Below are 19,982 nucleotides of genomic sequence, written 5' to 3'. Positions count from 1 at the left end.
TGCGCAGTGCTCCGGGTCTACGCAGTACTCCCGGTCCGCAGGGTGCTTTCGGTCCGCCGTAGCGGGTGCCCGGGGTGCGCGGCCGCTAACGCGACGGGCGGGCCCCAACCGGACGGCGAGCGACCCGGATGCCCCGGCGAGCACGCACCTGCCCGCGAGCAGGGAGCCCCTGGGCGGCTCCCCCGCCGTACCGAGGGCCGGCGACAGGGCGGCCGTGGCGCCGTCAGCCCACGGGCCGTTGCACGAGCAGGCTGCTGTCGAGGTCGGCAAGCAGCTCGGCGGTGTCGCGGTGGACCTCGGCGGCGCCCGCGCCGAGGAGTTCCTGCGCGGAGAAGCCGCCGCTCTCGACAGCGACGCAGGGCACCCCGGCACGGTCGGCGGCGGCGATGTCCCAGACCGTGTCGCCGACGAACACCGTGTCCCGGGGGGCCGCGCCCGCACGGTCCAGGGCGGCTCGGACGAGGTCGGGCGCGGGTTTGGTGGCGGCCACGTCGTCCGCGGTGGTGGCGGCCGCGATCACGTCGTCGGCGTCCAGTGCGCGGCGCAGCACGGTCAGTTCCCGCTCGGAGGCGGAGCTGGCCAGGACGACCCGCAGGCCCCGGGCGGCGCAGGCGTGGAGGAGGTCGGCAGCGCCGGGCAGTGGCGTGATCGCGGGCCAGTGGGCGGCGTAGAGGGCGTCGTGGGCGGCGGTGATCGCGTCGTCGTCGCCGTGGTCGCGGTCCTCGCCGAGCAGGTGGTCGAGCAGTTGGTCGGCGCCCATGCCGATCGCCCGGTGGACCCGGGCGGTCGGGACCGTCCGGTCGTGCTGTCGCAGGGCTTGCCACCAGGCGAGCGCGTGGAAGTAGGCCGTGTCGAGCAGGGTCCCGTCGACGTCGAAGAGCGCCGCCGCGGTCGTGGTCACCTGGTCCTCCTTCGGTCCGCCGGACGTGGCCGTACGCTCGGGACGCTCTCGCTTAGCGCCCTCGGCGCCGGCCGACGGTCTCAGGCCGGGTCGTGCGGTCCGTCCGGGTCGTGCGGTCCGTCCGGGTCGCGAGGCGAATCGGCTTCCTCGGCCTCGTCGGCTTCCTCGGATTCCTCGACTTCGTCGGTCCAGCCGGGGGCCTCGCGGTCCTCCAGCTGTTCGCGCAGCCGCGTGAGGGTGGCGCTGAGCAGTCGGGAGACGTGCATCTGCGAGACGCCTATGCGTTCGGCGATCTGGGACTGGGTGCAGCCGTCCCAGAAGCGGAGCTTGAGGACGATCTGCTCGCGTCGCGGCAGGTCGGCGAGCAGCGGGCGCACGGCGGTGCGGAAGTCGACGAGTTCGATGCCCGGGTCGTAGCTGCCGAGCCGGTCGAGCAGGGCGCTGCCGCTCTCGTCGGCGTCCTGGTCGCGCAGCGCGTCCAGGGAGTTGGGGCGGTAGACCCGGCCCGCGAGCAGCCCCTCGGTGGCCTGTTCGACGGTGAGGTGCAGGCCCTCGGCGAGCTCCTCGGGCTGCGGCAGCCGGCCGAGTTCCTGTTCGAGGCGGTCCGAGCCGCGGGCGACGGTCAGGTACAGCTCCTGCATGCTGCGCGGCACCCGCACCGGCCAGGAGGTGTCGCGGAAGAACCGCTTGATCTCGCCGGTGATGGTCGGGATGGCGTAGGTGACGAACTCGACGCCGCGCTGTGGGTCGTAGCCGTCGACGGCCTTGATCAGGCCGATCGTGCCGACCTGGAGGATGTCCTCCATGTCCTCGGCGCGGTGCCGGAAGCGGGCGGCGATGAAGCGCACCAGCGGCATGTTGAGTTCGATGATCGTGCCGCGGACGTAGCTGTAGGCGTGGGATTCCCGGGCGAGGCCGGCCAGACGTTCGAACAGGGCGTCGCTGATTTCGCGGGCCTCCGTCTTCCCCATCGACCTCAGTTCGGCCTCGGAGGGTCTCGGCGGGAGGTCGGCAGGCAGATCCGGCAGGTCGGCGGGCAGAACGGGAGGCGTGACGGCATCCTGGCGGGCTGTTTCCAGTGAGGTGGACACTTGACTTCTCCTGGGCATCGGGGTGAACGCCCGGCGACGGGGCGCGAGCTTTCGTTCGCGCGTCGGGGGCTTCTTCCCCCAGGACCTGTGCCCGGCTTCTTCAAGCGCGGTCCCGGTGGCACCCGGCGGGTGCTGGAGCGGCCGGATCCGGTCGTGGCCGCTGCATGAGGTTCTACCCGACATACGACATTGAATTCATGTTTCGATCGTTTTTTTCTGATTTGTACGGGTAGTCGCGATCCCGTCACACCTCGAACCACCTCGGCCACGAAAGGAGGGGCATCATGCCCCGAGGATCCAGCCCCAAGCGGGAGCGCCAGTACGAGCACATCAAGGAGAGCGCGCTCGACCGGGGCGAGAGCGAGAAGCGGGCCAAGGAGATCGCCGCCCGGACGGTCAACAAGGAGCGCGCCCGGCACGGCGAGTCGGAGACCGCGAGCCGCAGCTCGATCAATGACGTGTCCTCCGGCCACCGCGGCGGGAAGCGCTCACACAGCGGTTCCCAGGGTCCGACCTACGACCAGCTGTACAACGAGGCCAAGCACCGCAACATCAAGGGCCGTTCGAAGATGAACAAACGCGAGCTGGCGAACGCGCTCGGCCACTGAGCCGAGCCGACCGACACCCGGCCGGCACCGGCGCCAAACCGGTGCCGGTGCCTAACCGGTGCCGGTGCCGGTGCCGCCTCCGGGGTCACGTCCTCCGGGGTCACGCCCCCCGGGGTCCCGTACGGCCCTCATGACCCGTCAGCTCGTGTTCTCCGCCATGGTCGACAAGAGGGACCGGGGCCGCCACCTCCAGCCAGACCCGCTTCCCGCCGCCCTCCGGCTCCGAGCCCCAGGACCGGGAGAGCCGCTCCACCACCCGCAGCCCGTGCCCGCCCGGCCGACCCGGGTCGGCGTACGGGCGCAGCCTCGGCGGCACCGGGCTCGCGTCCGCGACCTCGACCCGCAGCCGCTCGCCGTCCCAGCGCAACCGCAGCTCACGCGGGCCGCCGGGGGCGTGCATGCAAGCGTTGGTGACCAGCTCGGAGACCATCAGCAGGACATCTTCGACCACCAACTGCCGCTCCTCGTCGGCGGTCGGCAGCCAGTGCCAGGACCGCAGCACCTGCCGGCTGAACACACGGCTGCGCTGCACCGCACCGGCGCCGACCCAACTGCCGCCGCGGCCGGGGAAGACGAGCCTCCTGCTCACCTCCGCGCTCGGTGCCCCGACGGGGCGTGGGAGCGACACATGTCCGAAGAGGTCCATACCGTCCCCCTCACGCCGATCCGGGGTCGCCGGACCCACCCGGATCCCGCGGTGCCGGACCCGGCGGGTCCGTCCCGGAGGTGGCCCGGCAGGCCGCCTGGTCCTCGTCCATGACCAGCGTCTGCCCGGCGCTCCTGCGCCTACACGCGCGCCTGCACGCGCCCGGGCGCGGGGCCGGCAGCAGCCTCGGGCGCAGGCCCGTCGGACGACGTTTCGGCGCCGGCCGCCCGGCAAGACGCCCGCCATGCGGATCCACATCCCTCCGAGCCCCGGCCTCGCGACCGACGCCGGGCCCGGGCCGATCGACGTCAAGGGCGCCGCGTGCGGCGCACCCGCCCCGGGGCGGCGAGCCGCGGTCACCGGGGGAGCAGCCAGGCCGGTTCTGCCCACCTTCGGGGTGGAGGAGGAGTTCCTGCTGGTCGACCGGCACACCCGGCTGCCCGCCGAGCGTGCGCCCCAGGTCATCGCGGACGCCGCGACCGTGCTGGGCGAGCAGGTCCAGGCCGAGTTCTTCGCCGTTCAGGTGGAGGTGTGCACGCAGCCTGCCACCCGGCTCGACGAGTTGCGGGCCGACCTCGTCCGCCTGCGCTCGGTCGTCGCGGCCGCGGCGGCCGACGCCGACTGCCTGCTGGTGGCCTCGGGCACGCCGGTGCTCGGCGACCCGCGGCCGGGCCGGGTCACCGACGACCCGCGCTACCGGGCGATGGCGGCCCGCTACGAGGGGGTGGTCGACGGCTACGCCGGCGCGCTCTGCGGCTGCCACGTCCACCTGGGGACGGTGAGCCGCGGACAGGCGCTGGCACTGGGCAACCACCTGCGTCCCTGGCTTCCGGTCGTCCAGGCCATCGCGGTCAACTCCCCGTTCACGGACGGCCGGGACAGCGGGTACGCGAGCTGGCGCACCGTCCGGTGGGCGCGCTGGCCCACCGTCGGCCCGGCCCCGGTGCTGGACGAGGAGCAGTACGAGGCCCTGGTGGCCGCCCTGGTGAGGTCCGGCGTCCTGCTCGACCGCCGGATGGTCTACTGGTACGCCCGGCCGTCGGAGCACGTCCCGACGCTGGAGGTCCGGGTCGCCGACGTCAACGCAGACCTGCGGACCGTCCTGCTGCTCGCCGCGCTGCTGCGGGGGCTCGCCGTCGTCCTGCTCGACGAGATCGGCGAGGGACGGCCGGCCCCCGTGTGTCCGGCCGCGGTGGTCCGCGCCTCCCACTGGCAGGCCGCCCGCAGCGGTCTGTCCGGGAACGGCGTCGACCCGCTCACCGGACGGCACGTCCCGATGGCCGCGCTCGCCGACCGCCTCCTCGAACGGGCCGCCCCCGGCCTGGCCGCCGCCGGTGACCTGGCCACGGTGGAAGCCGCCCTCACCCGGATCCACCGGCACGGCACCGGCGCCGACCGCCAGCGGCGCGCGCTGCGCCGCCGGGGCCGGCTGACCGCCGTGGTCGACGAGCTGGCGGCGCTCACCCTCGCGGCGCCCTGAGGCGGTCACGGCCGTGGACCCGACCGAAGCGCTGCGGCGGATCGCCTTCCTGCTGGAGTGGAACGGAGCCTCGCCCTACCGGGTCCGGGCGTTCCACACGGCCGCCGACGCGGTCCACGGCCTGGCGCCCGGGCCGGTGGACGCCGCCCGGGTCCGTCGGCTGCGGGGCGTCGGACCGGTCACCTCCGAGGTCATCGCGCAGGCCTCCACGGGCGTGACACCGCCGTACCTGGCCCGGCTGGAGGCCGAGGCGGGGCCCGCCGCGGCCGCCGGGTGGCAGCTGCTCGGCGCCGCGCGGGGCGACTGCCACCTGCACTCCGACTGGTCCGACGGCGGCCGCCCGATCGGGGAGATGGCCGAGGCCGCCCGCACTCTCGGGCACCGCTGGGCCGCGCTCACCGACCACTCGCCCCGGCTGACGATCGCCCACGGCCTCGAACCCGAACGGCTGCGGCGCCAACTCGACGCGGTCGCGGCCTGGAACGAGCAGGACGGCCCGTTCCGGCTGCTGACCGGGATCGAGTGCGACATCCTCGAGGACGGCTCCCTCGACCAGGAGCCGGACCTGCTCGGACGGCTCGACCTCGTGGTGGCCTCCGTGCACTCGAAGCTGCGCGCCGACCCGGAGCCGATGACCGCCCGGATGCTGGCGGCGGTCCGCGACCCGCGCACCGACGTCCTCGGGCACTGCACCGGGCGGATCGTCACCGGGCGGGGCCGGCCACCGTCCCGCTTCGACGCCGAGGCCGTCTTCACGGCCTGCGCCGAGGCCGGCACGGCGGTGGAGATCAACTGCCGCCCCGAGCGCCGCGATCCGCCCGACGAGCTGCTGCGCCTGGCGGCCGAGACGGGCTGCCTGTTCGCCGTCGACACCGACGCCCACGCGCCCGAGCAGCTCCACTGGTTCACCTCCGGGTACGCCCGCGCCGCCCGCCTCGGCCTCGGCCCCGAACGGCTGGTCACCACCTGGCCACGCGAACGCCTGCTGGCGTGGGCGGGACCGACCCGGGGCTGATCACGCCTCCGTGCCCGGGCAGCTCTGGCAGCTCTGGCGGGTCCGGGCCCAGCCGGGTCAGCAGGGGGTCAGCGGCCCGATCGTCGGCTCCAGTCCAGGTACTGCCGGCGGACGTACCCGCGCGGGTCGCCGTCGGCGGTGACGCCGTCGTGGTCGGCCAGTTGCTCGGCCGCGAACCGCGCGCCCGCCACCTCCTCCAGGTCCGCGTCGCCGGTGCCCACCGCCAGCCGGTCGCACAGCGCGGCGCGGCGCAGCAGGTACTCGCGCCGCCGCCGGGGCGGCTCGTTGCCGCTGCGCCGGTACGCGTCGAGGTGCCGGTTCTCCTCCGCGACGGCGGGCGCGTCCGCGTACGCCTCCCCGGGCGTGGGCACCGTCCCGACCGGCACGGTCCGTGCGGGTGGGGGCGGGAGCGGCGGCAGGCCGTGGGCGGAGAGCACGGCGTCCGCGAACTCCGGGCGGTCGACGGGCAGGCCGTGCCGGCCGAAGAGGGCGAACAGCTCGGCGAGGGCGCGCGGTTCGACTCCACGCGGCCGGTCGTCGTCGTCGATCGTGAGTTCGCCGAGGAGCGGACCCCAGAACCGGCCGGGTGGGTCGACGAGCCGCAGCCGCAGACGGACCCGATGGGCGCTGTTCTCCTGCTCCTCGTCGAAGTCCATGGCCATCCCCCGGATCTCCGACCAGGTGTAGTGCTTCGCGACGAGCAGGCGCACCACGGTGAGGCCCGACTCCGTCTCCCGCAGCCAGAACGTGCGCGGCGCGCCGACCGTCACGGCGGCGACGATTGCGGCGCCGATCAGCAGGGTCGTCCCGACGCTCGTGGCGCCGGTCGAGCTCAGCACGATCGCCGCGATCAGGGCCGGCAGGCAGCCGACCCCGATGACGTCCGCCCGTCGCCGCATGAACGCCAGCCGTATCAAGGCCAGTTGTCCCGTCGCCATCCCGCCCCTCCCCGGTCGTGCTCCCACCCTCGCGGTCGGCGCGCGGCCCGGACAAGCGCGGGCCGGCAGCTGTGACGGCTCCGTGACGAACCCGCCCGCCACACCGGCCCGCTGCCCGCTGCCCGCTGCCTCCCTACCTCCCGCGCAGGCGCCGGACGAGGTCGCGGGCAGCGGCCGGCCAGCGCGGGTACTCGAAGGTGAAACCGGCCTCGAGCAGCCGGGTCGGGACGACGCGGCGGCTCTTCAGCAGCAGTTCGGACTCGGAGCGCAGGGTGAAGGCGCCGATTTCGGCCATCCAGCGCGCGGCGGGCAGGGCCAGCGGCATGCCCCAGGCCGTGCGCAGGTCGCGCATGAACTCGCGTTGGGGCAGCGGGTGCGGGGCGGCGAGGTTGACCGGACCGGTCAGCTCCTCGTGGGCGATCAGGAAGTCGACGGCGCGGGCGAAGTCGTGTTCGTGGATCCAGGAGACGTACTGCGCGCCGCCCGCGATCGGGCCGCCGGCACCGAGGCGGGCCAGCCAGGAGAGCGAGTCGAAGGCGCCGCCGCGTTCGGCGCCGAGGACGACGGCGGTGCGCAGCGCGACCTTGCGGGTGGCCGGGGTGTCGGCTTCCGCCTGGGCCGCTTCCCAGGCCCGGGCGATGTCGATGCTGTACCGCCAGGAGGCCGGGGCGTCGGGTTCGGCGCCGCCGATCAGGCCGTCGTGCTCGCCGTTCGGGGCGTCGTGGCGGTGGGCGTAGACGGTGGCGGTGCTCATCTGCAGCCAGACGGCGGGCGGGCGGCGCGCGGCCGCGACGGCCAGGCCGACGGCGCGGGTGGAGAGGACCCGGGAGTCCATCATCTCGCGCCGGTTCTCCTCCGTGTAGCGGCAGTTGACGCTGCGCCCGGCGAGGTTGACCACGACGTCGCTGCCGTCGATCTGCTCCGCCCAGGCTCCGAGCGTGCGCCCGTCCCAGCCGACCTGCCGGGGTCGGTCGGGTCTGCGGCTCAGGGTGACCACCTGGTGTCCGGCGGCGGTCAGGCTGCGGTCGAGCAGCATGCCGAGGGCGCCGGCTCCTCCGGGAATGACGACCTTCATGCGTTCCCCCTCTTCTTCTCGGGCCAGCCTAGCCCAGAGTTCTGAACGCGTTCAATTGCTCGGGTTCCCTGATTCCTGACACCACGCTCGCATCCTGAAACCGCGCTGAAACCGCGCTGAAGGCGGCTCCCGGCAGGCTCTGGGACGTCGGAAGCCCCACCTCACGAAACGAGAAACCCACGTGACCAGCACGCCCGCCACCCCCGTCCGGCTGACCCCCGAGGACATCGAGAACCCCGTCGGCGCCTACGCCGCCTTTCGCGAGCAGGCCGAGCTGCCCCACGTCGTCCTGCCCGGCCTGGAGAGCCCGGTGCGGCTGGTCACCCGCTACGCCGACGTCAAGGCCGCGCTCACCGAGCCGCGCCTGGTCCGGGACCGCAGCGGCATCGCCGCCCCGGCCGGCGCCGAGTCCGACCCGCAGGACGAACTGCTGGCCGCCGCCTTCGAGGGCTTCCCCGCTGACTACGCCAAGTACCTCTCCGGCCACCTCGCACTCTTCGACGGCGAGGACCACGCCCGCCGCCGCGCCCCGCTCACCCGCGCCTTCACCGCCCGCCGGATCGCCGCCCTGCGCGGCTTCGTCGAGCGCACCGCCGCCGAGCTGATCGCCGGCCTCGCCGCCCAGGACGAACCCTCCGACCTGCTGGGCGAGTTCGCCTACCCGCTCACCACGTACGTGGTCTGCGAGCTGGTCGGCGTCGAGGCGGCCGACCGGGCCAGGGTCTGCGAATGGATCCGCGACTTCGCGTACGGCGACGGCAGCCGGATGGTCGAGGGCCTGGTCGGCATCGTCGACTACGTCAAGGAGCTGATCGCCCGCCGCCGCGCCGAGCCCACCGAGGACCTCATCTCCGCGCTGGTGCACGACACCCGCGACGGCGAGGAGCCGCTGGCCGAGGACGACCTGGTGACCGTCGTGTTCCTCCTGATCAACACCGGCATCACCCCGCCCGCCCTCTTCCTCGCCCACGGCTTGCTCGCCCTGTTCGACCACCCCGACCAGCTCGCCCGGCTGCGCTCCGAGCCGCAGCTGCTGGAGCGCGCCGTCCCCGAACTGCTGCGGTACATCAGCCTGGTGCGGATCGGCGCCACCCTCTACGCCACCGAGGACTTCGAGTTCGCCGGGACGGCGCTGAAGGCCGGCGACCCGGTGACCGTCGCCCTGCTGGCCGCCGACCACGACCCGCAGGAGTACGGCGAGACGCCCGAACGGCTGGACATCGCCCGGGAGTTCGGGCGCGGCGACGGCCACCTGGCGTTCGGCCACGGCGCGCACTACTGCCTCGGCGCGGCCCTCGGCCGACTGGTCACCTCGGTGGTCCTCGACCAGGTGCTCATCCGGCGGCCGGACGCGGCGCTCGGCGTCGGACGGGACGAGCTGCAGTTCGGCCACTGGCCGGCCGACGGCTTCCACCTGCTGCGGCTGCCGGTGCGGCTCTGAGCAGGGGCGCCCCGCCAGGGCCCCGGGACCGCACCAGCGCCGACGCCTCCGCCGCCAGGGCGTCAGGGCATCAGGGAGTCAGCGAGTCAGGGAGTCAGGGAGTCAGGGAGTCAGGGTCGCACCAGCGCCAGCGCCTCCGCTGCCAGGGTGGCCCGGTCCAGCGCCGCGTACCCGGTGACCGCCCGGTGGTACTCCCCCGCGTCGGCCCGCTCGGCGTCGCGCCGGGCCGGGGCCGATCCCATGGTCGGCTGGAAGCTGCGCAGGCAGCGGAAGCGCTCGGCCAGCGCGACCATCCGCACCCCGGCCCCGGTCCGATCGGCGTCGGACTCGCGGGCACCCCGGTCCAGCGCGGCCAGGCCGAGCGCGAGCAGCTGTGCCCCGGCGAGCGGGCCCGCCACCAACACCGCCTGGCCGTCCTCGCCGTCGCCGGCCAGCAGTGCGGCCAGCCGCTCCGGGAGGGCGGCGGCCAGCGGCGCGACCCGCTCCAGCTCGCCGTGCCGGGCGTGCGCGGCCACGCAGACCGCCGCCAGTTCCAGCGCCCAGGACGGGTCCGTAAGGGGGCCCGCGGGCGGCTCCGCCCCACGGGCCGACAGCCCGGCGGCCCGCCGCCACAGCGCCAGTCCTGCCGCCGACTCGCCCCGGGCGAGCGCCAGTTCCGCCCGGACCCCAAGCTCGGGAGCCACCAGGTCGACCGCCTCCTCCGGCCGGTGCCGTACCGCCAGCTCCAGCCAGTGCTCGGCGCCGTCCGAGTCCCCGGCCTGCAGGCTACCGATCACCATGCCCCAGCGCAGGCCCAACATGTCCTTCCAGTCGCCGAGTTCGTCCAACGCCGCGATCGCCGCGCGCAGCAGCGGCAGCGCCTCCGAACCCCGCTCATCCTGCAGGTACAGCTCGCCCAGGCGGGCCGGCGCCAGCACCCGCAGCCAGGGCACCCGCAGCGACTCGAAGGCCGCCAGCGTCCGCCGCGCCGAGGCGATCGCCCGCTCCACCTGCCGTGCGCCCTCCCACCGGTAGCCGGCCACCGCCTCGGCCACGCCCGCGAGCAGTGGCTCGGACGCGGCGCACAGCTCCGCCAGCCGGGTGCCGTCCGGGCCCAGCACCTCGGGCACGGCCGCCATCACGGCGGCGATCGCCCGCACGGGGGTGTCGGGCACGGCTGAGGGCAGCCGCCGCAGGGTGGCCAGCAGGCGCAGCGCGCCGGTGCCGGCGCCGAGGCCGCCGCCTGCGGTGAGCAGGGTGTTGACGGTGCTCAGGGCAGTGAGGGTGCGCACTGCATCCGCCAATTCCTGGGCGGTGTCGGCCCGTTCGAGCTCGGTCCAGTGCCGGGAGACCGGGCCGCCGGTGTCCTCGGCCAAGGCCAGCAGTCGGACGTAGTTGCCCTCGGTGGTCCACAGCGCGGCGAGGACGGCGGCGATCGCGGCGATCGCCGGACCAACCCCGGTATCCCCGACATCCCCGGTGCCCCCGGCGTCTCCCGCGCCCCCGCCGTTCTCGGCGTTCTCGGCGGCGAGGGCCAGTCGCAGCGCGCGGACCAGATTGTCCTGCTCCGCCCGGATCAGCCGCCACTGCGCCACTGCCGCAGGACCGAACGGTCCGTCGTGGTGAGCGAGGCCGAACTCCCGTGCCCAGTCGAGGAATCGGCTGGTGACGGACTCCTCCTCCCCCTCGTCCGCGCGCTGGGCGGCGCCGAACTCCCGTACCGTCTCCAGCATCCGGAAGCGCCCGCCGGTCGGAGTGTCGACCAGTCGCAGCCACGACTGGTCGACCAGGTCCTCCAGCACGGTCAGCGCGTCGGGGTCGTCCAGCAGGTGCTCGGCGGTCCGGGCGGTGAAGCCGCCGGGGAAGACGGAGAGCGCGCGCAGCGCCGCCCGGCCCGGCGCCTCCAGCAGGTTCCAGCTCCAGTCGACCACCGCCTGCAGGGTACGGTGGCGCTGCGGCGCGTCCCGGGGACCGCCGCGCAGCAGGGCGAAGCGGTCCGCCAGCCGTCCGGCGATCTCGGCCACCGACAACACCCGCACCCGGGCCGCCGCCAGCTCCACCGCCAGCGGCAGCCCGTCCAACCGGGCGCACAGTTCGGCGACCGGCCCGGCGGGCAGTTCCACGTCGGGGCGCGCGGCGCGGGCCCGCTGGGTGAACAGTTCGACGGCGGCGTCCCGGCCCAACTCCGGGAGCAGGTAAACCGATTCGGCGGAGATACCGAGTGGCGCACGGCTGGTGGTCAGCACCCGGACGTCCCGGCGGGCGGCCACCAGGGCGTGCGCCAACTCGGCGGCACCGCGCACCACCTGCTCACAGTTGTCCAGCACCAGCAGCGCCGGCCCGGGGCCCAGCGCGCCGGAGATCCCGGCCGGATCGCCCACGCCGAGCGCCGCCGCCACCTCCCCGGCCACGTCCTCGTCCGCCACCACCCCTGCCAGCGGCACCAGGTGCACCACCCGCTGCGCCGCCTCCCGCGCCATGGCCGCCGCCAGCCGGGTCTTCCCCAGCCCGCCGGGGCCCACCACCGACACCACCCGGGCGGTCCGCAGCAGCTCGGCCACGGCGGCGAGGTCGGCCTCCCGGCCCACCAGCGCGTTCGGCTCGTGCGGCACCCCGCGCCGCACCGGGGCCGCCTCACCGCGCAGCAACTCCTGGTGCAGCGCCCGAAGTTCGGGCCCCGGGTCGGTGCCGAGCGTGTCCCGCAGCCCACGGCGGTAGCGGTCGTACCGGCCGAGCGCGGACGCCGCCCCGGCGGTCCGGGCCTCGCAGCGCAGCAGCTCCAGCAGCACCTCCTCGTCCCGAGCCCGGCCGGTCGCCTCCACGGCGAGGGCCTCCACCGCCTCCGCGTGCCGTCCGGTCCGCGCCAGTGCGAGCGCCCGCGCCCGCCGCAACGCCCGGTAGGTGCGCGCCCGTTCGGCACGCAGCACGGCGACCGGGTCCGCCCCCGCGGGTTCGTCCGCGATGTCCCCCGGGCCCCAGAGCTCCAGCCCGGCCTCGGCCTCGGCGAGTGCCCCGGCATGGTCCCCGGCCCGCGCCTTCTCCGCGCAGGCGGCGGCGTGCAACAGCACCGCCGAGGCGTCCACCCGCTCCTCCCCGAGCCCCAGCCGGTACCCGGTCGGGGTGCTGACGATCAGCTCCGCCCCGAACCTCGCCCGCGCCCGCGACACCAGCACCTGCAGCGCCTTCCCCGGCCGCTCGGGCCCCTCCTGCGGCCACAGCCCGTCCACCAGCCGCCCGCTGCCGCACCCACCACGCACCTCCCCCGCCAACAGCGCCAACAGCCCCCGCAGCCCGGGCGCGGTGACCTCCTCTCCCCGGCAGGAGACCGTCGACAGAATGCGCAGCTCGATCGTCACCGCGCCAGATTAGCGATCAGGAACGATCATGGCTTTCCCAGTACTTGACCCGACCGAACAACCGCGGTCTCTGCACGGAGCATTGTCCGTGCCTCTCGCCGGAGGACACGCTCGCCGCGCTCGGGCGCAGAGCCCGGACCGCGCGGCCTCGCGGGGGCCCCTGCCCACCCCCGTCGGGCAGGGGCCCTCGCCGCTTCTTTTCGGACAGCCGGTGCCGCACGGCCCGTTGACGCGGCTTGTCTGAACATGTGAAATGTCACCCATCACACGCGATGCACCATCCAGCGATTTGAACGTTCAAACAGTTTCCCGACCACCCAGCACCCCGCCCCCGACCGGAAGAGGATCCGCCATGCCGCCCCGCACCCGCGCCTTACCGTCCGGTCTCCTGCTCCTGGCCGTCCTCGCCGCCCAGGCCCTCGGCAGCGTCCCGGCGTTCGCCGACGACCCGGCGTTCGCCAACAACCGGGCACCGCTCGTGGACGGCGGCAGCTACGTCCTCGGCTCCGCCCTGGACGGCAGCTGCCTCGGCCCGCAGTACGCGCAATCGGCCCCCGGCACCCCCGTCGTCGGCGCGGACTGCCAACGACTGCTCAGCCAGCGCTGGCAGCTGCGCCGCACCGGCGACGACTACCTGCTCGTCAACGCCGCGAGCGGCCGCTGCCTCACCCTCGACGGCCCGGGTCGCCCGCCCGCCACCGCCGACTGCGGCACCGCCCCCGACGCCGAGCGCTTCACCGTCTCCCGTGGCCCCCGGGGCACGTACACCCTCGCCGTACGCGGCACCGGCGCCTGCCTGAGCACCGAGCCCACGCCGACGCCGACTTCGACCGCTACTCCCACGGTCGCTCCCACCCCGGCGCACGGCGGCTGCGACGCCCGTCCGGCCCACCGCTGGACGCTCACCCGCACCGAACCCCTCGTCCTCGCCAACCCCGGCTTCGAGCAGGGCGCCGACGGCTGGACCCTCACCGGGCACACCGGCATCGCCACCAACAACCCGCACGGCGGCGCCCGCCTCGCCTACCTCGACGCCGGGCCCGGCTACGCGATCACCCACCAGGCGACCGCCGCCGGCGCGGGCAGCTACGACCTCTCCGCCTGGATCGCGACCGGCGGCCCCGGGGGCACCCTCTCGGTCAGCGTCAACGGCGCCGTCGTGCGCTCGCTCACCCTCCCCGAGCAGTCCACCTACGCGAAGTACACCCTCCCCCGGATCCGGGTCGCCGCCGGCGACCGGCTCGTCCTCACCGTCGGCTCCTCGCCCACCGGCTGGGTCAACGTGGACGACGCGGCCGTGGCCCCGTCCGCCCCCAACGACCCGGTCGCCACCTCTTCCGACCCCGAGGTCGCCGCCCTGTTCGACTGGGCCAAGACCAAGGCCAACAGCTGGGTGCAGCAGGCCGGCACCACCGGCGTCCTCGACATGGACGAGAACCACCCCGGCGGCACCGGCAGCACCGCCTACGACACCACGTACTGGGCCGGCTACCCGTTCCGATCCGCCTTCTACAGCCGGGACTTCGCCCACCAGCTGGTCGGCGCGCACCTGCTGGGCCTGGACGCCGAGAACAAGACCATGCTGCGCGGCTTCGCCGCCTCCGCCACCGAGGTCAACGGGCTCTACCCGGTCTGGGCGCTCAACTTCGACGCCCGGACGTACGGCGCCATCGACTACCGCGGCCCGAACCGCTTCGTCCGCGAGCTGCCCGCGCCCTTCGAGCTCGTCCAGAAGGCCGGTGAGGCCTACCGCTGGACCGGCGACCGCGACTACGCCGACGACCCGGCCCTCGGCACCTACGTCCGCAACACCCTCGGCCCGTTCATCGCCGGCCACCCCGGCCCGGTCGACAACGGCGGCCTGCCGATCCCACAGGCCACCAGCCGCAGCATCTTCGCCGGCACCGCCAGCTACGCCGAGAACGCCGCCGGGACCTACGCCGAGGCCGGTGACGCGCTGGGCGCCCAGTACCAGGCCTACCTCGCCGCCGCCACGCTGGCCGACGCCCGGGGCGACGCCACCTCCGCCGCCGGCTACCGGCAGGCCGCCGAGGCGCTCCGCTCGTACGTCAACTCCACCTGGAGCGTGGACAGTCAGCACCCCGGCGAGGTCGTGCACGGCTACGACACCGCCGGTCGGCCGGTCACCGGCTGGGGTTACGAGGCGAGTGTGCTGATGCCGGTCAAGCGGCTCATCGACCCCGGGCCCCGCCGGGACGCCCTCCTCGCCGCCGTCGACGCCGCCGACTCCGGCCCGGAACGCTCGGTCAACCTGGAGGCCTACACCTACCTGCCGGACGCCTTCTTCGCCAACCAGGACGGCACCACCGCCTGGAAGTGGATGCGGTACGTCTACGAGAGCGTCGGCGCCCAGCACGCCAGCGGGCAGATGCTCAACGGCGACTACCCCGAGGTTCCGTTCACCCTGCTCGCCCAGACCGTCCAGGGCCTGCTCGGCGTCGAGCCGGACGCGGCCACCGGCACGCTCGCCACCGCCTCCCGGCTACCCGCCTCGATGGGCTGGCTGCAGGTCGCGTCCATTCCGGTCGGCGACGGCACGGTGACCGTCCGCCACGACGGCGAACGGGCCAGCACCGTCACCAACACCGGTACGAAGCTGCTCACTTGGGAGGCCCGCTTCCGAGGGCCGCACGCGCGCGTCACCGTCGACGGCCAGGCGCGGGAGGCGCACACCAGGGTCGTCGACGGCGTCACGTACACCTACGCCACCGTCACCCTCGCCCCCGGCCGCTCCGCGACCGCGGCGGTCACCGACTGACCCCCGCCACACCGCTGACCCCCACACCGCACCACCCGCGGCCGGCCGGCCCCACCCGGCCGGCCGCGGCTCCCCCAAGCTTCCTGACGGGCTGTCGCATCCCCCACACCCGCAGGAGTGCGCGCATGCACCCCCCCGCCGACCCGCTCGGCAACGGCAACGCCCTGACCCCGCCGATGGGATGGCACCCTCAGCTCCTGAGCCACCCCGACCGGGTGCCGGCCGCCTGCGCGACGCGGGCGGCCGGCACCCGCACCAGCACCGCCACGCTCAGGCCGAAGATCAGCACCCCCAGCGGGACGTGGACCGACGGAACGTGCGCGATGCCCAGGACCACCTGCGCCGAGGCCAGCACCAGGAAACCGGACGCGTACAGGATCGGCCGGGGCGATCCGCCACCCGGCCGCCACGCCAGGATCGCGGCCAGCACGTACAGCATCGACGCCCCGTACATCACCCGCGCCCCGACGCCGTGCAGCACCTCACCGTAGGAGGTGGACAGCAGCAGGCCGGCCGTGACCGCCTGGAAGAGGACGGCCGCGGTCTGCAGGGCGATCGCGGCCCGCAGGAACGTGACGCTGCGCGGTTCTGCTGCCGTCGTCGGTGTGACCATGACGCGGTCCCCTCTTCTGCCTCGCGGCGGTGATCGATAGTGTCTCGGTCAACCGACGACGCAGGGCCGCCGAGTGTGAGGTCCGGTCCGGCCTCACAGCCCGGTGCGCTTCCTCGTCGACACGGCGAGCGCCGCGACGGGCTGAAACGACGAGCGGACCAGGGAGCGGCCCCGACCATGAGCACCCCCTCCGAGCCCGGACCCGACCGGTCGCACGACGGACCGCAAGACCGACCGCACGACAGTCCCTTCGAACCGGACCTGAGCGTGATCGTCGGCGAGCGGCGGCAGCTGATCAACCTCGCCTACCGGCTGCTCGGTTCACTGGCCGAGGCCGAGGACGCCGTCCAGGAGACGTACGCCCGCTGGTACGCGATGCCGCGGGAGCGGCAGGAGGCCGTCGCCGCGCCCGGCGCCTGGCTGACGACGGTGGCCACCCGCGTCTGCCTGGACCTGCTCGGATCGGCGCGGGTCCGGCGCGAGCGCTACGTCGGCGAGTGGATACCCGAGCCGCTGCCCGACCGTACCGAGTGGATCGGCGGGCCGGGCGGCGGCCGGGAGAGGGCGGCCGACCCGGCCGACTGGGTCACCCTGGACGAGTCGGTGAACATGGCCTTCCTCGTCGTCCTGGAGGCGATGACCCCGGCCGAACGCGTGGCGTTCATCCTGCACGACGTCTTCCGGTACCCCTTCCCCGAGGTCGCCGAGATCGTCGGCCGCACCCCCGCGGCCTGTCGGCAGCTGGCCTCCTCGGCCCGCCGCAGGGTGCGCGGCGCGCAGCCGCCGACCGTCCCCAGGGCCGGGCAGGCCGGTCTGGTGCGGCACTTCAAGGAGGCCTGGGAGGCCGGGGACATCGAGGCCCTGGTCGGCCTGCTCGCCCCCGACGCCACGATGGCCGCCGACGGCGGCGGCCTGGTCGGCGCCGTCCTGCGCCCCGTCCTGGGCGCCGAGCGGATCGCCCAGTACCTGATCCACATCGCCGACAAGGCCCCCGGGCTCACCCTCCTGGAGCGGACGGTCAACGGCCGACCCGGCCTGGTCGCCCAGCACGCCGGTGTCACCGCGACCGTGGCGGCCTTCGGAGTGGACGTCGGCCGCATCACCCGCATCTGGGCGGTCCGCAACCCGGAGAAACTGCGCCCGTGGACGGAGCACGGGCAGCTCCCCCGCTGAGGCCCCCGCCACGGCTCGTCCACCACCGGCTGCGCGCCTCGCCCCAGCTGCGGCTGCCACCACGCCCACACGGCGGCCACGAGCCGCGCCGACCCCTGCCCCTTCGGCCCGGTCATGGCCCGGATGTGATCCGGATGTGATCCGGATGTGGCCCGGATGCGGTCCGGTGATGGCCCCGTCGCGGCCCGGTTGTCCGTCGGGGGTGGCAGGCTGGGGGGCATGTGCGGCCGCTTCGTCTCCACCACCACGCCCCAGGACCTCGTCTCGCTCCTCGGAGAACTCCGCTGGGACCCGGCCGAGAGCTTCGCGCCGAGCTGGAACGTCGCCCCCACCGACCCGGTCCCCGCCGTCCTGGAGCGCGTCGACCGGGACACCGGCGAGCTGCTGCGCCAACTGCGCCCGCTGCGCTGGGGACTGGTCCCGTCCTGGTCCAAGGACCCGTCCGGCGCCGCCCGCATGATCAACGCCCGTTCGGAGACGGTCGACACCAAGCCCGCCTTCCGCAAGGCCTTCACCGCCCGGCGCTGCGTCATCCCCGCCGACGGCTACTTCGAGTGGCGCGAGATCCCCGCCACCGCCGACCGCAAGAAGTACAAGCAGCCGTACTTCCTGAGCACCGGCGGCCTGATGCTGATGGCCGGCCTCTACGAGTTCTGGCGCGACCGCACCCGCCCCGACGACGACCCGCTCGCCTGGCTCGCCACCGCCACCGTCATCACCACCGACGCCACCGACAGCGCCGGCCGCATCCACGACCGGATGCCCCTCACCATCACCCCCGACGACCTCCCCGGCTGGCTCTCCCCCGCCCACACCGACCCCGCCGAACTCCACCACCTCCTGCGCCGCCCCGCCGACGGCGACCTGCGCGTCCGCGCCGTCTCCCCCACCGTCAACAGCGTCCGCAACAACGGCCCCGAGTTGCTGGAGAGCGCCCCCGACCCCCTGGGCCTCGCGGACTGACCCGTCCTGACCACGCCGCCCGGCTCTTCGCGCCTTCGCACCTCCGCCAATGGTGGTGCGGCTCGACGCCGGACGTTCCTCAGCGGTCCGCAGAGCCGCCGAAGGCGCGTAGTGAGGGAATCGCGCCGGTTCGTCCGGGTCAGGTGCGCTCGAAGCCGTGGGTGTGCCCGATGACCTCGAAGCCACGGCGCGCGTACCAGTTTCGCGGCCAGTCGTCGGACTCCGCGATCAGGAAGCGCGTGCCGCAGCCGGCGTCCGTCGCACGGCGCAGGGCGGCGGCCAGGACGGCATCGGCGTGGCCGCGCCGGCGGTGTGCCTCGGCGGTGAGCAGGTCCTCGACCTGGGCGATCCCGAGGACGGGTTCGAGGTAGAGGTCGGTCCAGGCGGCCACCTCGCCGTTGTCCGCCCGTGCGCCGAGGAGCTGGACGCGTTCGGCCCCGCGCCGGGACGTCACCCGCCGGTCGACCAGCGACCGGACCACCTCCTCGCCCGCCGCCGGGAGCGCCGTCCGCCAACTCGCCGAGAGCGGCTCCCGGATCGCCTCCAGGTCGACCTCCTCGACGCGGCGCCCTTCGCCGACGGCGGGGGTCGGGCCGGTGTGCAGCATCACCAGGTAGGTGCTATGCCGGTACCCGGCCCGCCGGAACGGCTCGACGCACGCCTCCCCGAACTCCCCGTCCAGTACGGACACCAGACGGAACGGCCGCTCGCCCATCACCTCGTCGACGAGGCCGGGCAGGGCGGCCGGCTCCGTGTCGGTGCGGTCGACGAAGACCTGGTTGTTCGACCACGAGCCCGCGAAGCGGTCGTCGAACACCGCGAACCCGCCCGGGAGTTCGACCGTACGCTCGGCCCGCCGACGCGCGAACCCGGCCAGGAAGGCGTTGATCCGCCGCACTTCGTCATCCGACATGCCAGGCACTCTACGGCGTCCCGCCGACCGGGCCGCAGCGGGCGCGGGCCCGCCCATCTCCACCTCCCGATCGTGGTCCTGCCTCCAGGACGTGGGCGGCCGGACGCGAGCACCACCGGTTGGTGCCACGGCTTCACGCCACCGCCGGCCGACCCAGCGGGAGGAGGTACTGGATGGGCTCCTCCCGGTCGTCGAGGCCGAGGAGTTCGTGGGCGAGGTCGTCCTGGAGGCCGCCGAGGGGGGTGGTGCCGAGGCCGTGGGCGGCGGCAGCGCGAGCGCAGGCTGTGCCAGAGCATCGTGGGCAGGCGGTGGGTGGTCATCGCGTCCTTCCCGGACGGCTGGGCGAACAGGGACGGCTGGCGGGACGGGTTCGGGCCAGAGGGACGGGTGCGGCCAGAGAAACGGGTGCGGCCAGGGAAACGGGTGCGGCCAGGGGAACGGGTGCGGCTAGGGGAACGGGTGCGGGTGGAGCGGCAGTTCGTCGTGGCGCAGCGGTCCCGGGGCGCGGCCGAGCCGGTGCGGGACCTCGAGCAGCCGTGGCAGGCCGCGGGTGCGGCGGTTGACGTGGCCGAAGGTCATCGGCAGCGTGCCGGGCACGATCACCTTGGCGCAGTGCAGGCCGAGCCGGTCGCGGGCGCCGGGCTCGGCCTGGGTGACCACGACGACCTCCAGGTCCTCCCCGGCGAGCCGGGCGACGGTGCGTTCCAGCAGGTCGGTCAGGTCGGTGACCGGTGCGGGGGTGCCGGGCAGGCGCTCGGTCCAGGGCACCGGGGGCGGGCCGGTGAAGAGGAAGTCCAGCCGGGGCTGCGCCTCGGGCAGGGCGTTGAGGCCGACGTGGTCGTCCAGGCTGACGACCAGGTCGGGCCGGTAGTCCGTGCACCGGCGGCGCATCCCCGTCGCTCCTTCAGCCGCGCTTGAGCGATCCGCGACCGACGTGCCACGTGCCACGTGCCACCGCCGAAGGTGCCTGACATCCCTTTCATCACCGGGAGTTGGGAGCACACCGAAGCG

General features: G+C 74.6%; 16 protein-coding genes and 1 pseudogene. 7 read left to right on the top strand and 10 right to left on the bottom strand.

The window, feature by feature from the left end; all coding sequences use genetic code 11:
* Positions 1–223: 223 nt before the first annotated feature.
* Together ACZ52J_RS01140 and ACZ52J_RS01135 are read right to left on the bottom strand one after the other, a co-directional pair.
* On the bottom strand, positions 224–901 hold the full coding sequence (locus ACZ52J_RS01140; RefSeq protein WP_465614924.1) for an HAD family hydrolase: 678 nt from the start codon (positions 899–901) through the stop codon (positions 224–226).
* 80 nt (positions 902–981) lie between these two features.
* Positions 982–2,010, bottom strand: a complete 1,029-nt coding sequence (locus ACZ52J_RS01135; RefSeq protein WP_465614923.1) for a SigB/SigF/SigG family RNA polymerase sigma factor — start codon at positions 2,008–2,010, stop codon at positions 982–984.
* Positions 2,011–2,276: 266 nt separating this feature from the next.
* Between ACZ52J_RS01135 and ACZ52J_RS01130 the strand changes: the two genes are divergently transcribed.
* The gene (locus ACZ52J_RS01130; RefSeq protein ID WP_360510044.1) at positions 2,277–2,600 is read left to right on the top strand and encodes a plasmid stabilization protein; all 324 of its coding nucleotides are present in this window, start codon (positions 2,277–2,279) and stop codon (positions 2,598–2,600) included.
* Positions 2,601–2,700: 100 nt separating this feature from the next.
* Here ACZ52J_RS01130 and ACZ52J_RS01125 read toward each other — a convergent pair whose 3' ends face one another.
* Positions 2,701–3,189, bottom strand: coding sequence for an ATP-binding protein (locus tag ACZ52J_RS01125; RefSeq protein ID WP_465614922.1), 489 nt, complete (start codon positions 3,187–3,189; stop codon positions 2,701–2,703).
* A gap of 301 nt (positions 3,190–3,490) precedes the next feature.
* Here ACZ52J_RS01125 and ACZ52J_RS01120 point away from each other — a divergent pair, with 301 nt between their 5' ends.
* Both ACZ52J_RS01120 and ACZ52J_RS01115 read left to right on the top strand, forming a co-directional pair.
* A complete protein-coding gene (locus ACZ52J_RS01120) occupies positions 3,491–4,726 on the top strand; it encodes a carboxylate-amine ligase (protein WP_465614921.1) in 1,236 nt (411 codons plus the stop codon).
* A gap of 13 nt (positions 4,727–4,739) precedes the next feature.
* A complete protein-coding gene (locus ACZ52J_RS01115; protein WP_465614920.1) occupies positions 4,740–5,741 on the top strand; it encodes a PHP domain-containing protein in 1,002 nt (333 codons plus the stop codon).
* Between the two features lie 68 nt (positions 5,742–5,809).
* On the opposite strand, the gene ACZ52J_RS01110 is transcribed toward ACZ52J_RS01115, so the two are convergent.
* A complete protein-coding gene (locus ACZ52J_RS01110) occupies positions 5,810–6,679 on the bottom strand; it encodes a hypothetical protein (RefSeq protein ID WP_465614919.1) in 870 nt (289 codons plus the stop codon).
* Between the two features lie 133 nt (positions 6,680–6,812).
* Positions 6,813–7,754 (bottom strand): TIGR01777 family oxidoreductase, encoded by a 942-nt coding sequence (locus tag ACZ52J_RS01105; RefSeq protein ID WP_465614918.1) that lies wholly within the window; start codon positions 7,752–7,754, stop codon positions 6,813–6,815.
* A 181-nt stretch (positions 7,755–7,935) separates the two neighbouring features.
* Between ACZ52J_RS01105 and ACZ52J_RS01100 the strand changes: the two genes are divergently transcribed.
* The gene (locus ACZ52J_RS01100) at positions 7,936–9,195 is read left to right on the top strand and encodes a cytochrome P450 (RefSeq protein ID WP_465614917.1); all 1,260 of its coding nucleotides are present in this window, start codon (positions 7,936–7,938) and stop codon (positions 9,193–9,195) included.
* A 110-nt stretch (positions 9,196–9,305) separates the two neighbouring features.
* Here the strand turns inward: ACZ52J_RS01100 and ACZ52J_RS01095 are convergent, their stop codons facing one another.
* Positions 9,306–12,530 (bottom strand): ATP-binding protein, encoded by a 3,225-nt coding sequence (locus tag ACZ52J_RS01095; RefSeq protein WP_465614916.1) that lies wholly within the window; start codon positions 12,528–12,530, stop codon positions 9,306–9,308.
* A 352-nt stretch (positions 12,531–12,882) separates the two neighbouring features.
* Between ACZ52J_RS01095 and ACZ52J_RS01090 the strand changes: the two genes are divergently transcribed.
* Entirely contained in the window at positions 12,883–15,309 is a 2,427-nt protein-coding gene (locus tag ACZ52J_RS01090; RefSeq protein ID WP_465614915.1) for an RICIN domain-containing protein, read from the top strand.
* Positions 15,310–15,499: 190 nt separating this feature from the next.
* On the opposite strand, the gene ACZ52J_RS01085 is transcribed toward ACZ52J_RS01090, so the two are convergent.
* Positions 15,500–15,922 (bottom strand): hypothetical protein, encoded by a 423-nt coding sequence (locus ACZ52J_RS01085; protein WP_465614914.1) that lies wholly within the window; start codon positions 15,920–15,922, stop codon positions 15,500–15,502.
* A gap of 177 nt (positions 15,923–16,099) precedes the next feature.
* Between ACZ52J_RS01085 and sigJ the strand changes: the two genes are divergently transcribed.
* Positions 16,100–17,095 (top strand): RNA polymerase sigma factor SigJ, encoded by a 996-nt coding sequence (gene sigJ, locus ACZ52J_RS01080; protein ID WP_465614913.1) that lies wholly within the window; start codon positions 16,100–16,102, stop codon positions 17,093–17,095.
* Between the two features lie 219 nt (positions 17,096–17,314).
* Entirely contained in the window at positions 17,315–18,058 is a 744-nt protein-coding gene (locus tag ACZ52J_RS01075) for an SOS response-associated peptidase (protein ID WP_465614912.1), read from the top strand.
* 139 nt (positions 18,059–18,197) lie between these two features.
* Here the strand turns inward: ACZ52J_RS01075 and ACZ52J_RS01070 are convergent, their stop codons facing one another.
* The 3 genes and pseudogenes from ACZ52J_RS01070 to ACZ52J_RS01060 all read right to left on the bottom strand — a co-directional run bounded on the left by ACZ52J_RS01070 (position 18,198) and on the right by ACZ52J_RS01060 (position 19,862).
* Positions 18,198–18,971, bottom strand: coding sequence for a GNAT family N-acetyltransferase (locus ACZ52J_RS01070; protein ID WP_465614911.1), 774 nt, complete (start codon positions 18,969–18,971; stop codon positions 18,198–18,200).
* A 133-nt stretch (positions 18,972–19,104) separates the two neighbouring features.
* Positions 19,105–19,230 (bottom strand): annotated as a pseudogene (locus tag ACZ52J_RS01065) (hypothetical protein); the annotation flags it as partial.
* A 188-nt stretch (positions 19,231–19,418) separates the two neighbouring features.
* Positions 19,419–19,862 (bottom strand): YcaO-like family protein, encoded by a 444-nt coding sequence (locus tag ACZ52J_RS01060; protein ID WP_465614910.1) that lies wholly within the window; start codon positions 19,860–19,862, stop codon positions 19,419–19,421.
* Positions 19,863–19,982: the final 120 nt, after the last annotated feature.

Source organism: Kitasatospora sp. NPDC034035, from assembly GCF_055575755.1.
Note: the sequence above shows the minus strand (reverse complement) of the source record. Positions and strands in the feature narration are given on the sequence as shown.

Excerpts from the sequence above, each read along its gene's own strand:
- ACZ52J_RS01110 (WP_465614919.1), bottom strand. The coding sequence starts at position 6,679 with ATGGCGACGGGACAACTGGCCTTGATACGGCTGGCGTTCATGCGGCGA.
- ACZ52J_RS01130 (WP_360510044.1), top strand. The coding sequence starts at position 2,277 with ATGCCCCGAGGATCCAGCCCCAAGCGGGAGCGCCAGTACGAGCACATC.
- ACZ52J_RS01075 (WP_465614912.1), top strand. The coding sequence starts at position 17,315 with ATGTGCGGCCGCTTCGTCTCCACCACCACGCCCCAGGACCTCGTCTCG.
- ACZ52J_RS01105 (WP_465614918.1), bottom strand. The coding sequence starts at position 7,754 with ATGAAGGTCGTCATTCCCGGAGGAGCCGGCGCCCTCGGCATGCTGCTC.
- ACZ52J_RS01135 (WP_465614923.1), bottom strand. The coding sequence starts at position 2,010 with ATGCCCAGGAGAAGTCAAGTGTCCACCTCACTGGAAACAGCCCGCCAG.
- ACZ52J_RS01060 (WP_465614910.1), bottom strand. The coding sequence starts at position 19,862 with ATGCGCCGCCGGTGCACGGACTACCGGCCCGACCTGGTCGTCAGCCTG.
- ACZ52J_RS01120 (WP_465614921.1), top strand. The coding sequence starts at position 3,491 with ATGCGGATCCACATCCCTCCGAGCCCCGGCCTCGCGACCGACGCCGGG.
- ACZ52J_RS01085 (WP_465614914.1), bottom strand. The coding sequence starts at position 15,922 with ATGGTCACACCGACGACGGCAGCAGAACCGCGCAGCGTCACGTTCCTG.
- ACZ52J_RS01090 (WP_465614915.1), top strand. The coding sequence starts at position 12,883 with ATGCCGCCCCGCACCCGCGCCTTACCGTCCGGTCTCCTGCTCCTGGCC.
- sigJ (WP_465614913.1), top strand. The coding sequence starts at position 16,100 with ATGAGCACCCCCTCCGAGCCCGGACCCGACCGGTCGCACGACGGACCG.
- ACZ52J_RS01070 (WP_465614911.1), bottom strand. The coding sequence starts at position 18,971 with ATGTCGGATGACGAAGTGCGGCGGATCAACGCCTTCCTGGCCGGGTTC.